Consider the following 13,271-nt stretch of genomic DNA (forward strand, 5'->3'; position numbering starts at 1 on the left):
TGCTAAACAAAATCATATTGTTTAAATCAGTTACAAGTTTTATAAATGATTTTGACAAGTAAAATAATTATCTCTTAAATTCACTCTAAATTATGTAACTTCTGACCATCATTGGGATATTGCTATTATGCTCTACCAATATTTACGGATAATTTGAATCAATTGCAAAAGGTTTTTAAAACTTTACAAAAGACAAAAAAGTATTCATAATTAATTGCAATTCAATTACATAAAGCAAATCCTGCGACTTATCTAATGTATTTACTATAGAATCTAAAAAGGCTTATTAAGCATATCAAATCACTTTCAGTTGAAGAATTTTTTCCAAAAAATTGACTTGAAATCAAATTGAAAATGCCCCCACCCGCTGAAAAAAATTGGTTTTCCTTTTGCCTGTGAGGGGGCGTAGTTTATGTATATACTATTTGGTCTCGGATTTATTAGAATTTTTTAACTTTTCTCTCAACTCACCCACCATACACGTTGAGTACAATTCAATTTTTTCCGAACTAATCTTTTTATAGACTTCAATCTTATTAAAACTTAGTAACTTAACACCTGATACATTTCCTGTATTAAAAGAATTTACATATTCAAACAAGAATACCGCAAAAAGGCTGTCGTTCTCAAGCCTTGACCAATCTCTACCATATTCATCTTTATAAGTTTGTAAATCTTTATTTTGTACACTAAAAAACACAGGTACACCTTTAACATTTGCATCAAATAATTCATCAAATTTATCTTCATCTACAAAGACAAAATTTATCATATCAAATTTTCCGAAAAAATTGAAGAAAAAGAAGTCACCATAATAGTAAACTTTGAATAATTCTTTGCTATAGTCAAAATTATTTTGGCTTTGCCTTTCTTTGTTTTCAGCTTTTTCTTCACTCAAAAAATCATTTGAGAGAAAATGTTTTTTGAAAAAATAGCCAAAAGATAGCATATAAGCGACTATCGTAAAAACCAACTTAATCTTATCTCTTCTCGTGGTTTCTCCAAACTCTTCGTCTAATCCATATACCGAATATATGCTTAATAATACCAAGGAAAGTAGAACTAAGCCCACAATAGCTAATGGAATCTTTTTAATTTTATTAGGATACACCATCAAAGCCAGTTCAATACCAACTGTTACTGCAATTAAAGTAGATACAAATTCAGCCCAAATTGATAACGAAGTACCAAAATCATTTTTTTGTAATAAAACCGCAGTTACTATATCAATTATTCTGGACAAAAACATTCCAGCAAATAAAGCTGGAATAAAGAGAATATATCTGATGAGCCTCATTATTCAGTTTTCTTTCTTATCATAAATCCTGTTACAAATCCAAAAAATAGAGTTTCAAGAAGAAAGTGAGCTAAAATAAACCATCCAATGAATTTCAAAATATTCAAAAAGGAAAATTCAAAATCGTCAAACATTGAATAAGCAAAATAGAATGGAACAGCAAACATCAATAGTTTCAGTAGTAACATAATGGCTTTCCCTGCTGTTGAATAAGAACCAATTCCATACAAGTCTAATACAGTATTAATTTTGTAGGGGGTTTGTTTTCCGATAAACATAATAGTTGAGTTTTTATTTCATCAGCCCACAAAATGAAGTTTGTTAAATAGAAAAAGCGTGTGGGTTCAAACATCGTTGTAAGAGGCTCGGCAAAGCCCACAGCAAACAAGTCCTACTAACACACGCCCAGAGGGGCGGTGCATGAGACTTGTTATTCTTGCTGTTAAAATTTTGCCGATTTCTTACAGAATAACAGAGTTCAACGCTCCTATAAAGAATTTATATTAATTTTTTAATTCACTCAATTTCAATTTTCACAAATTTAAAATTTTCTTTCTTTTTATGTCCATATATTTACAGTTTACAATTAAATGCTTTAATCAATCTTTGGTCAATTGTATGATTATTGTAGTTATTTAATAATAGTAAGTTTCGTTTCTGTCATTACTAATCTTCCTTTGAATAAAGAGACTTTGCCTTTCATAAAAACCTTTTTGTTTTCAATTCCCCCAATAGGTGACATGTCAAATCTTTTTTTAAAGATTCGGTCAAAGCAAACTAAATAAAGTTGTTGGAAATATTCTCCTGTAAGTCCTATTTGGAATTCTTTATTATAGAGTCTTATCAACTCATCGTCATCCTCATAATAAAGTCTAAAAAATAAAAACCTGAGGAGATTATTCTGATTGACGTAAACCTCTCCATCTTTTGAAAATCCTGAATTGTCACTTTCATTTTGAGACTTCTTCATTTCATTTAATATATCATTAAAATATTCTTGAAGTAGTTTTTCCATTATAGTTTTTGTTTGATGTTAATTCAATTAAAAATTATTGAGGTTTAATTTTAAGGTTTCTACTTCGCTTTTTAAATCCTCAATTTCTCTTTCTAAATTCAAAACTTTGTCATTTATTTCATCATTGTTAAATGAACTGTCAAAGCTTTGATTTGACCAAACATCTTTTTTTACATTAATGTTCTTTTTGATTGAGTTAATTTCTTTTTGTTGTTTATAAATGATAAAAGTTAAAAAGACTGTAAAGGTTAAAAGTAACAGGGTTAAAATTTTGTTGATTGTTTTCATGTTGAATTAATTAATAGTTATGAGTTATTTTACTTAACAAAGCTTGGCTAAATTAAATTTATAAGGAAAACATTATTTATGGTTTTCTTTATTTTTTATTATTTAATTTTGATTCTAGTGTCTGTTTCCTCTGATTGTTCTAACATAACTGTTTCGTCTGTATAAATAATTAATATTCTGTTTTGCTTAAATTGTTTCATTAATTCTTTTCCAATAATTAATACCTCATCTTTAAAAATATTTTCATCTAAAGGAAATTTAGGATAATTAATAAAATCAATTTTAAGGTGTGGCTCTTTTTGGTTATTCAAAACAATTACTGTTTTTGACACAGAAGCACTTAAATAAATATCTTTTTCTTTTGAAAGCTGTTTTTGTAATTCTGATAGTGATTCAATAACTAAATTTTCATCAATCTGTTTTTGAGTATAGCCATACTCCAAACCAATAAAAATACTTGCTTGCAATGTTTTGATTTTTGTTTCTTTAATTTTCATTTGTAGGCTCGGAGGTTTTCAAGTTATTTTATAACATAACAATACTTTATTGATAGAGAATTTTTAAAATCTTTATCTGAATGGTATTCAATTGAATAATTATGGAAATGTTTACTGAAAATGAAGGAAAACAACATATTTTTATTATTTGGGTTAAATAATCACATCGTTTTAGCACCTTCGCCTGTTGTGGTCAAGCAGGTTGCTCAGTCTTTATAGACTAGTCTTGATGATAATGTAAAAGTAAAGATTATTTTTTTCTTGACAAAATATTAAAATAAAAATGCAAAATACTGTTAATCAATATTTTGCATTATTATTTTCAGCTAATTTTATAAAATCGGCAACATTAGGGAATAATAGGAGTAAATTTTTATTAAGTATTACTAATATAAATATTATAATAATTTAATTACCAATTGTCTATTACTATAATATCTTTTAATATATCTTTTTTTATTGTTGTTACCTCACTTAATAATTGTTCTACCTCTTCCTTTAATAAATGGATATTTTGTTTAGTGGTTACTAAAGAATCGTGAATGCTCCAAATAGGCATGTTTTTATGGTTTTTGTTAATTCTTAAAGCAACATAATCTAATAAGCAGTACGATTCAATATGACTTAACAATTTATCAAAATTTACACATTCATCTTTTATAAATTTCATTATCTTACTTATACTTGGGTAAATTGTTCTAAATTGTTTTGCTTCCTTTGTTGTTGTTCTCGGACTGCTGAAAAAGACTTCCATCATTACAGATTTTGCGTAATCTCTTTTGGTTTCAAAAGATTCTTTAATTCTTGGTTGCTCAAAATCAATTTTCCTTCTTTTTTTTAATTTGCTTCTTGGTTCGATGTAATTGATTTTCATTTTATAAGTTTTTCCTTCTTCATCATTTTGAATTTCTAAATGATTAGAAAAATTTGTATAAAAATCTTCTGTTAAAATAATTTCTACGAATCCTATTATTTCGTCTCTATCCACATCTAAATTACATAGTTCCTCAAATTTCTTTTTAGATATTAATTTTGATGCTCCGATTTGTTTAACCAATTTGTAATCTTTCTTTAAAAAAGCCTTTAGAAAAACCGCAAAAAAGAACGGTTGAGAAGCTCTAATATCAACTGCACTTAATCTATCTTCTTTGTAGTACAAACATTTTCTTAACTCTTTGTTTGTTCTGGTTAAATTAGTATGTAAGCGATTATCAGAATTGGGATTAATAGAATATTTCCAGTCTTTTTTATTATACTCTGATATTAATTGCATTCCCGATTGATATTTGGCGTAATTTAGCTCTTTGTAGGGCTTAATTATCTCAAAAGCTAACATTATATCTATTGTTAAATTATCATCAAAATACCGAACTAAATGAGGTCTCTTTTTGAGATGAAATTCTTTCTTGTCACTTATTGAATTAGCGTTATCATTTAGTTTTTTATTTTTTTCTTTTTCGAATTTTTTCAATAAAGATTTATCTGTAATTATATATTCAATAATATCATCAAATAAATACTTTTCTGTTAATCTGTATTGGTTGCTTGTTCCTTTATCCGTAGAATAATTAAAGGCTTTTTCAATAATTTTACTATCGATAAAAAAATCTAAATACTTTGTATATTTCGAGAAAATTCCTTTTAGTTTTTCAGAATTTAAGCTAACTAAATAATTTTCTTTTTCAGTATTTCTGTAATGACTTGGTAAGCTAATGAATAGACTTAAAAAATAAACGGCAATATCTAATTTGATATGAGGTTTATTATATTCGTTCAATTCTAAAATAAACCCTTCCAAATCTTTTAGAAGGGTTTTTTGAATGAGGACTGTTTTATTCTCCATAACTCATTCTTTTTTGACCGTTAATATACTCCTGAACCTCGCAGTTTCTGTATAATACTCTTCTCCCAACTTTGTGAGAAGGTATTTCTCCACTTCTACTACGATTGTTTAAAGTTCCTTTTGAGATTTTCAGTCTCTTGCAAACTTCTTCTCGTGTCAAATACTCTGAATCTGATTCAGATTTTTTAAATAAATCTGAAAATCTTTCTAATTCACTTGAAACTGCATTTTTTACAATTTCTGCTAAACTTTCAGGTGTTACCTGTACTAATTTTAATGTTTCCATAACGTAATTTTATTTGATTAATAATGGAACAATTAAAATGTGGATTTTGAGGATGGAAAAATTTTTGGTGATTGTTAATTAAAAAAAAAAATAACCCTCTGTAATCTTTATGATTAGAGGGTTTTTGAATAATTTTAATATTTTTTCAGAAAAAAAAGTTGCTGTTTTTGTGGATTTTAATAAAAAATATCTTTTAAAGAATCAATTTCAGTTTTATATTTTGGTTTTCTATTGACATCTTTTTTTGCATTACTTTTCATTTTTCTAATGTCTTTAAAGCTCTTATCAATACTTTCAAATTTGAACCTTTCCGCCCACCAATTATCATATTTTGTATTGTTTTGTTTTATACTTTCAATGAAGAATTCTTGAAGGGTAGAGATTAAGTAACCATAATCACTTAGAGTAAATTGTTTATTTGAGTTAAAATGTTTAGAAAGATTAATTTTATTTTGAATTTTATTGTTAATTTTAAAGACTTCAGTAAAATCTTTTTTTGAAGGACTGATATTAATTAGTTCTATGAGTTCATTGTATAGATTTTCTATTTTATCAAAATTTCTATTCCCAAAAACAGTTAGTGGAATCTCATCTTCTCTTTTTATGTCTCTTAAAATAAGATGATTATCATATAGATAAGATACTAATTCTTTCAATTTATTAATATGATAAGCATTTATTTCTTTTTCAGTTGTCAAGCTATATTTTATGTCTAAATCACTATTGTTATCTAATTGTATTAATTTTTGTGAAATAGTAATTTGGTAATTGTTTAATTCCTTTATTTTCAATTCACAGCCCCTCACGAAATCAAATAATTCTTGTTTGTATATTTCAAACCTTTCTAGTTTGGATTGTTTTTCAAAATGGTTAACTACTGTATCGTAAGAATTATCAATAAGGCTTTTGAAAAGTTCAAAATTCAACAGTTCAAGAGTTACATCTGGGTTTATTATGAAATTTATTTTATTGATTTTTTCCGAGATATAATCCTTGTAAACATCAGAATCTATTAAATGATTTTTATATGTATTAATGATTTTAGTTCTTAGGTCTGTGAGAATTTTCTTTTTTTCGGCAATTGTGTTTTTAAGTTTAATTCTGCTTCTGCTATTATAATTTTCAGGATTTATTTCTAGTATTTTATCAGTTAGTGGATTTAGGATTTTACTAATGAGAAATGTACAAAAGAAGCTGTTTCCAGTAAACTCAATGAACATTTTATTTACAAGAAAAATTAGTTCGGATGTGTTCTTTTTTAATTCTTCAAGATTGTTGTTTCCTAGAATAATCTCTAATAAAGTTTCTATTTTTGAATATGTCATAATTAAACTGCATTTAAATTTATGATTTTGCCGTTTTGTTTTTTCAACTCTTCAATTTGTTTTTGTAATTCTTCAATTTGTTTTGATTGCAAATCAGCTCTTTGAAGTTTTTCATTTCTCAACAATATATTTTCTCTTCTAATCTTTTCATGTTCAGAAGTAGGTTTGAAATAACTTTTAAAAGTTCCTTCGTTTGTATGTCCTGTAAACTGCCATATTTCAAGTAAATCCCATCCCTCCATATATCTATTAGTACAAAAACTTGTTCTTGAATTATGAAAGGTTATTTTATCTTCGTATTTGTTTTCAATGAACTTAACACCTTTGTTTGTGGCTATTTCCTGTAAAATTATCTTTTCTTTGAAATATGGAATTTCTCTAAAAATTTCTTTCAAGTATAGATTGGCATTCTGATTTGATAAAGCAATACTATTAATATTACCTCCATATTTTAAAAGTATTTCTTCTGTATATCCAAAAAATGGAAAACTTACATTTTTCTCTACTTTAGAAGTAAGAATGTGAATTGTTTTATTGCTAAAATCTAAATGTTTAGGATTGATTCTCGTTAAATCTTCAAATCTTAAAGATGTATGGCAGCCTAAAATAAACAAATCCCTTACTTTTTCTAACCTCTTATTGTTACTAAAATCGTATTGATATAAAATAGTGATTTCTTCTTCTGTTAAAGCAATTTTATTATTAGATGTAGCTTTAGGTAAAAAGTCGTTTTGCATAAAACTTCTATTGTTGGTGTGTCCTTCGGTAAATGCCCATCTTAATAATTGACTTATTCTCTTCACTCTTGTTTTAACTGTGGCAGATTGTTTTTTATCTTTTCCATTTAATAACCAGTTTTGAAATTTTAGACAAGTTGTTACATCAAAAGTATCTATATCTAAAACGATTCTATTTTCCGATGCAAATTTTTTCAAATCAGAATATGCAACATTAAAACTTGAAATGTATGACTTATGCAACGGCTTTAAACCTCCTGCAATAGCGTTGTCTCTTTTTAAGTATATTATTTCCATGAAATCATTATAGATGTCATCAAAACTTTTTTTCTTTTTATTTACCGTCTTTAGTTCTCTTTCATTAATAGCATTTGTTACAATAGTTTTAAGTTCTTCTTTTGTTGGAAGTCTATTATATTGTTCATTGAATTTATTATGAAAATCAGGAATTTTAGTTTTAAACTTGTTGAGTTTATTGTTTAGCTCCTTTTTATTTTCTCCAGACAAAATTTTCTTTTCAGTCTTTTCCCAATCCTTAGGTAAAACTTTTATTCCTGTTGTAAATCCAGTCTGAAAATCTTTAAATAGATATATCCCTTTAATAAGTGTTGGTTTATCAGAATTAGGTTCTTTTAGTCTGAATGTAACCGTTCCGACTTCTGAATTAAATTTTGTTTCCATTGATGTAGGTTTTATGAAACAAATCTACTAAATAATTCAATTGGGGCAAGGTGTGGGACAAGGTAAATTTTGAATTTTATTATTTCTTATTGTTTCTTGTTAGATTAAAAACTCTTTATTTAAAGGGTTTTATAGTGCTATTAAAAATATTAAAATTTAAAGAAAAACAAAGATTGTATTTCCTGTGGGTCTACAATTTCAAAGGCGTAATTTATTGATTTTCAATTTATTACGCTTTTAGAGGATGTTCACCAGGGTAAGTTTTTCTGAACTTTTCGTAATATTTATCAAAGTACTCTGGCTTTCCCCATTCGGTCAACTGTTGCCGCACCTCCTCATTCGTTTTAGAAAACTGCATCGCTCCCCAAATCACGATATCGATTTCGTTTGGGTCATCTAGCATCATTTCCGCATGGTCACGGATTGAAAACTCGTCCTCCATTTGGAGAAATTTCAGTTATTAATTTGACTTCTTCGCCTTTATCATCATTTCCAGCATATCCCACATTTCCTGCGGAATCTGTTCGAGCATATTGAATTCTCCGGCGCCCTGCAACCATTCGCCACCGTCGATGGTAACGACTTCACCGTTCATATACGCCGAATAATCGGAAACGAGATACGCCGCAAGATTCGCCAATTCCTGATGTTCGCCAACTCTGCGAAGTGGAACTTTTTTGCGCATATCGAATTTTTCTGCCAAATCTCCCGGCAATAATCTTTCCCAAGCTCCTTTCGTTGGGAACGGTCCCGGTGCGATGGCGTTGAAACGGATGTTGTACTTTGCCCACTCTACGGCGAGACTTCTCGTCATCGCCAAAACTCCGGCTTTTGCACATGCGGAAGGTACGACGAATGCAGAACCGGTCCATGAATATGTCGTTACGATGTTTAGAACAGTTCCCGGGATTTTATTTTCAATCCAGAATTTTCCGACAGCGAGCGTGCAATTTTTTGTCCCCTTCAAAACAATATCGAGAATCGAATCGAATGCGGAATGCGTCAAACGTTCGGTTGGAGCGATGAAGTTTCCGGCGGCATTGTTGAGCAGGATGTCGATTTGCCCGAATTCTTTAATGGCTGCGTCTTTCATGGCGACCACCTCGTCCCAGTTTCGGACATCGCAAGCAACGGCAAGAACTTTTCCTCCGGTTTCTGCTTCCAACTCTTTGGCTGTTGTTTGCAGTTTCTCCAGATTTCGGGAGGTGATGACCACTTTCGCTCCGAGTTGCAGAAAATATTTGGTCATTGCTTTTCCCAGTCCGCTTCCGCCACCGGTTACGATGGCTATTTTATCTTTCAGTGCGTCTTCGCGCAGCATTCCTTCAGTGTACTTCATTTTTGTTTCAAGTTTCAAGTTTCAGGTTTAAAGTTACGGATTTTGGGAGAAGGTCTCGGGATTTTTGATATTTGGTGAATAGGAATGTTTGTTAAGATCGTATGAATCAGCAAACCGTGTTGTATTATTTTGTCGATAAATCATAAATAATTCCGATTGTGATTGCGACAACTTGAAAGGTAATTGTTCCAAATACATAGCCCAGGAAAGCTTTCACATAATTTCTAAAACTGTTTCCAAAAAATTGCCCAATTGCCCAACCCATGTAAATAAAGACGATCAAAAAAATAACAGCTTGATTGATCATAAAGGAGCTTGGGAAAAATTTATTGACCACGGGTTCAAATGAAAGAAATAGCATTCCCATTCCCATGACAAAAGCAATCACCACAAAAATTTCGTAAAAATTGTATTGATGTTTTCTGAAAAACAATTTGATCCAAAGAACAATCGGAACAGTCATCATAAGATTGGCATATCCGCAATTATTTTGAACCCAGCTCATAATATCTTTTATGCTTAAATTTCCATAAGCTTTTTTGTAAATTTCGAAGTATAGAATATCCGTCTTTAAATAATAGGAAATCAAAGTGTAAATTACCGAAGAAATAACAAGAAATGTGATCGGTTTTGTTACGTTTTGCCGATTCTTGTTGATATATTCCCGAATAGTTTCTCCGGGTCTTATCAGCAATTTTTTGCAGGTGTAAGCAAACCCTTTTCAAAACCTATTAAATTAAGAACTTCCTGGGTCACATAGTTTCTATCAATTCTTTTCAAATTCAGTGGTTTACCGCAGTTCTTGCAATATTGCCCGTCGATAATTTGCCCACAATTTTGACAGTTTTCTTCCATTATGCTTTTTGATTTCTTTGTTTCAGAATCTCATTTATTTCTTTAGCTCTTTTGTTTTTCGGATCGTTAACAAGTTTATAGATGAGGAAAAGAGGCAGTAACAAAACTAAAGTATATGCTTTGAAATAGATGCTTACGAAAACGATTCCAATAAGAAAACCTATCAAGAAAGCGTTAATGATCGAAAATGATTCTATATCTTTCTTTTCTTTTAGCAATTCGTCCGTGGTAAAATTTATTAATTCTTTCTGTTCCTTTCCGTGGATGTTTTTCTAAACTGACAAATATATCTATTTATGCAGAATTTCCCACGCAAGGGATTGAAGTGGAAATCCCGCAGTCCCGAAGTTTCGGGAAGAGGAATTGAAACGGAAAGCCCGGTCTTAGCAGTGGGAAAAACCTAACAGGTTTTGAAAACCTGTTAGGTTTGTGGACGTTGGCGAAGATGCGCCCAAAATTAGGTTGACCCTTCGAGATCCTCAGGGTGACAGGTTAAGGATAAGATTGAGATTGGTTCCCTGCCTGTCGGCAGACAGGGTCGTTCGTTCCTCACTCCTCGCAATGACACAAAAAAAGCTGCCCAAAACGGACAGCTATTTTCTATTCATTGAAAAGGTGAAATAAACCACCCCGATCTCGTCTCCGTCGAGACCACCCCTCCAAAGGAGGGGAACTCACGAATTCACTTTCTTAATACCCGAAAAGTTCCTCCAACGAAATTTTCTTCACTTCGCCGATTCTTTTCAGGTCGTCCATGTTCATTTTCTTTTCGGATGCTACCAATGCATAAGTGTATGGTTTTCCTGCGAAATTCGCCGCGTGGAAGTTCTTCAGATCCGCCATCGTGATTTTGTCGACGCCGTTGTAGGTTTGCTTTCGGATGTCGTCATTCAGCCCAAGTTGCTTAGCGGCGAGGTAACGGAACACAATGTCGTCCTGCATAATTTCTTCAACTTTCTTGGATTTGAATCCTCATATTTTACAACTTTTTGGGATTTGAAATCATTCCTTTCACCAAAAACCACTGTGCAGAAATGTAGGTAATCATCACCAACAAGCTCAAAACAACGGTTTCTTTTACAAAAAGATTGATGGAAAGCACCGAATCAGAAATCACAAAAAGAACAGCACCAAAAATCAAATTTTTATTAGATGTCAGAACTGCAAAATATAACATTGTTGAAATGACCAATCCGTAAATAATGACGGGGATTTTCATTTCATTTAAATAGGGAAACAGATAAAAAATCAGTCCCGAAGCGTACAATGAAAGCGCAACCGCCAAGAAAGGCAAATGTTTTCTGACAGAAAGCTTCAGGAAACAAAAAATGTAAAGAACGTGCGCCAACAGAAAACTTCCTAATCCTGCAAGAAATCCCCATTTGAACAGCAGAAAGAAATCTCCGAAGAAACTGAAGATTAATCCTATGACAAAAGTTTTATTGAGTAAGTTTTTTCTTGAGTTTGATTCGAAAACATAAATTAAAATCAGTAAGGGAATCAATAATGTTTTGGTGAAAAATCGCGGTTCTGTTTGATTTTTGAAAACGAAGAAGAGATCGGCTAAAAAGACGATGAACAGAATAATTTTTAAAATTTTTGTTTTCATTTCTTACTTTATTAATCCTTGAAGGATTCATATCATCTATCAAACAGCAACCTTTCTCCGTGTTTTTCTTCAGAAACTTTTCCGTTTTCGTAAGCCAAATGTCCGTTCACAAAAGTATGCGTTACTTTTGAAGAAAACTCCGTCCCTTCCAACGGAGACCAACCGCACTTGTAGAGAATATTTTCCTTGGAAACCGTCCATTTTGAATCCAAATCCACCAAAACCAAATCTGCTTTAAAACCTTCACGAATAAATCCACGCTTTTCAATCTCGAAAAGAATTGCGGGATTGTGGCACATTTTTTCAACGATTTTCTCCAATCTGATCCTTCTTTTGGCGTGCATTTCAAGCATCGCCACCAACGAATGTTGCACTAAAGGTGCTCCAGAAGGACATTTCGTATAGGGTTGATCTTTCTCTTCCAAGGTATGCGGTGCGTGATCGGTTGCGATGATATCGATTCTGCCGTCCTGAAGCGCTTTCCACAAACCTTCCTTGTCAGCAAACGTTTTTACGGCAGGATTCCACTTGATCAAAGTTCCTTTGGTATCGTAATCTTCATTGGTAAACCAAAGGTGATGAACGCAGACTTCCGCGGTGATTTTCTTGTCTTTTAAAGGAATATCGTTTCGGAACAGCTCCGTTTCTTTCACCGTGGAAAGGTGGTAAATATGAAGTCTCGCTCCGGTTTTCTTCGCCAATTCCACCGCTTTTGATGAAGACAAATAACACGCTTCCTCGCTTCTGATCAGGTGGTGAAACTTTACAGGAATATCTTCGCTGTATTCCGCTTTGTATTTTTCGGTATTTTCTCTGATGGTTTTTTCATCTTCGCAATGTACGCAAATCGGCATTTTGACTTTACTGAAAATTTCCTCCAAAGTTTCGGGATTATCGACCAACATATTTCCTGTGGATGAACCCAAAAACAGCTTTATCGCCGCCACATTTTTTGGATTGGTTTTCAAAACTTCGTCAAGATTGTCATTCGTTCCACCCATTGAAAACGAATAATTGGCAAAGGATTTCTCTGCCGCAATTTTATATTTCTCTTCGAGAAGTTCCTGTGTCACCGCATTGGGAGCGGTATTTGGCTGCTCGATATATGAAGTCACTCCTCCCGCAATTGCAGCGCGGCTTTCAGATTCGATGTCGCCTTTGTGAGTGAGTCCCGGTTCACGGAAATGCACTTGGTCATCAATCACGCCGGGAAGCAAAAATTTTCCTTCTGCGTCGATGATTTTATCAACTCCTTCTTCGGAAATATTATTTTCAATAATAGAAATCAGGTCGTCTTCAATCAGTAAATCATTTTTAAAGAGTTGATTTTCATTAACAATAGTGGCGTTCTTAATTAGAGTTTTCATTTTTAATATTAGATTTCATATTTCAGACGCCAGATTTCAGACGTTGAAGTTTGATTTATTTCGATTTCTACAAATTTAGTTTTATTAAACCGTCCATAAAAATCTACAATCTAAAATCTGTAATCTAAAATC

At 31.5% G+C, this 13,271-nt stretch carries 15 protein-coding genes, 1 pseudogene and 1 riboswitch; all 16 genes and pseudogenes read right to left on the reverse strand.

Going from position 1 to position 13,271, the window contains the following annotated elements; genetic code table 11:
• Positions 1 to 421: 421 nt before the first annotated feature.
• The 16 genes and pseudogenes from MTP09_RS12805 to MTP09_RS12875 all read right to left on the reverse strand — a co-directional run bounded on the left by MTP09_RS12805 (position 422) and on the right by MTP09_RS12875 (position 13,139).
• Positions 422 to 1,297 carry a hypothetical protein gene (locus tag MTP09_RS12805; RefSeq protein WP_243548739.1) on the reverse strand — a complete coding sequence of 292 codons (876 nt, stop codon included), beginning with the start codon at positions 1,295 to 1,297 and terminating at the stop codon, positions 422 to 424.
• Positions 1,297 to 1,575, reverse strand: coding sequence for a hypothetical protein (locus MTP09_RS12810; RefSeq protein WP_243548740.1), 279 nt, complete (start codon positions 1,573 to 1,575; stop codon positions 1,297 to 1,299). Before MTP09_RS12810 ends, MTP09_RS12805 begins: the two co-directional genes overlap by 1 nt.
• 353 nt (positions 1,576 to 1,928) lie before the next feature.
• The gene (locus MTP09_RS12815; protein ID WP_243548741.1) at positions 1,929 to 2,312 is read right to left on the reverse strand and encodes a hypothetical protein; all 384 of its coding nucleotides are present in this window, start codon (positions 2,310 to 2,312) and stop codon (positions 1,929 to 1,931) included.
• Positions 2,313 to 2,339: 27 nt separating this feature from the next.
• Positions 2,340 to 2,600, reverse strand: coding sequence for a hypothetical protein (locus MTP09_RS12820; protein ID WP_243548742.1), 261 nt, complete (start codon positions 2,598 to 2,600; stop codon positions 2,340 to 2,342).
• Positions 2,601 to 2,698: 98 nt separating this feature from the next.
• A complete protein-coding gene (locus MTP09_RS12825; RefSeq protein WP_243548743.1) occupies positions 2,699 to 3,097 on the reverse strand; it encodes a hypothetical protein in 399 nt (132 codons plus the stop codon).
• Between the two features lie 127 nt (positions 3,098 to 3,224).
• A riboswitch (SAM-I-IV-variant riboswitch) is annotated at positions 3,225 to 3,335 on the reverse strand.
• Between the two features lie 174 nt (positions 3,336 to 3,509).
• Entirely contained in the window at positions 3,510 to 4,940 is a 1,431-nt protein-coding gene (locus MTP09_RS12830) for a hypothetical protein (RefSeq protein WP_243548744.1), read from the reverse strand.
• A complete protein-coding gene (locus MTP09_RS12835; RefSeq protein ID WP_243548745.1) occupies positions 4,930 to 5,226 on the reverse strand; it encodes a helix-turn-helix domain-containing protein in 297 nt (98 codons plus the stop codon). The genes MTP09_RS12830 and MTP09_RS12835 overlap by 11 nt, the downstream gene beginning before the upstream one ends.
• 176 nt (positions 5,227 to 5,402) lie before the next feature.
• Positions 5,403 to 6,551, reverse strand: coding sequence for a hypothetical protein (locus MTP09_RS12840; protein WP_243548746.1), 1,149 nt, complete (start codon positions 6,549 to 6,551; stop codon positions 5,403 to 5,405).
• A 2-nt stretch (positions 6,552 to 6,553) separates the two neighbouring features.
• Positions 6,554 to 7,969: a tyrosine-type recombinase/integrase gene (locus tag MTP09_RS12845; RefSeq protein WP_243548747.1), complete on the reverse strand. Its 1,416-nt coding sequence runs from the start codon at positions 7,967 to 7,969 to the stop codon at positions 6,554 to 6,556.
• Between the two features lie 229 nt (positions 7,970 to 8,198).
• Entirely contained in the window at positions 8,199 to 8,411 is a 213-nt protein-coding gene (locus tag MTP09_RS12850; protein WP_243548748.1) for a hypothetical protein, read from the reverse strand.
• A gap of 18 nt (positions 8,412 to 8,429) precedes the next feature.
• On the reverse strand, positions 8,430 to 9,308 hold the full coding sequence (locus MTP09_RS12855) for an SDR family oxidoreductase (protein ID WP_243548749.1): 879 nt from the start codon (positions 9,306 to 9,308) through the stop codon (positions 8,430 to 8,432).
• 124 nt (positions 9,309 to 9,432) lie between these two features.
• A complete protein-coding gene (locus tag MTP09_RS12860) occupies positions 9,433 to 9,897 on the reverse strand; it encodes a hypothetical protein (protein ID WP_243548750.1) in 465 nt (154 codons plus the stop codon).
• Positions 9,898 to 9,912: 15 nt separating this feature from the next.
• Positions 9,913 to 10,017, reverse strand: a pseudogene (locus MTP09_RS14590) (DUF3667 domain-containing protein); the annotation flags it as partial.
• 836 nt (positions 10,018 to 10,853) lie between these two features.
• Complete coding sequence (locus MTP09_RS12865) at positions 10,854 to 11,105, reverse strand: hypothetical protein (protein ID WP_243548752.1); 252 nt, start codon at positions 11,103 to 11,105, stop codon at positions 10,854 to 10,856.
• 37 nt (positions 11,106 to 11,142) lie between these two features.
• On the reverse strand, positions 11,143 to 11,772 hold the full coding sequence (locus MTP09_RS12870) for a lysoplasmalogenase (protein WP_243548754.1): 630 nt from the start codon (positions 11,770 to 11,772) through the stop codon (positions 11,143 to 11,145).
• 32 nt (positions 11,773 to 11,804) lie between these two features.
• Positions 11,805 to 13,139 (reverse strand): dihydroorotase, encoded by a 1,335-nt coding sequence (locus MTP09_RS12875; RefSeq protein ID WP_243548756.1) that lies wholly within the window; start codon positions 13,137 to 13,139, stop codon positions 11,805 to 11,807.
• Between the last annotated feature and the right edge of the window lie 132 nt (positions 13,140 to 13,271).

Origin of the sequence: Chryseobacterium suipulveris (assembly GCF_022811685.1) — a bacterium.
In the GTDB taxonomy this organism is placed as follows: Bacteria; Bacteroidota; Bacteroidia; order Flavobacteriales; family Weeksellaceae; genus Kaistella; species Kaistella suipulveris.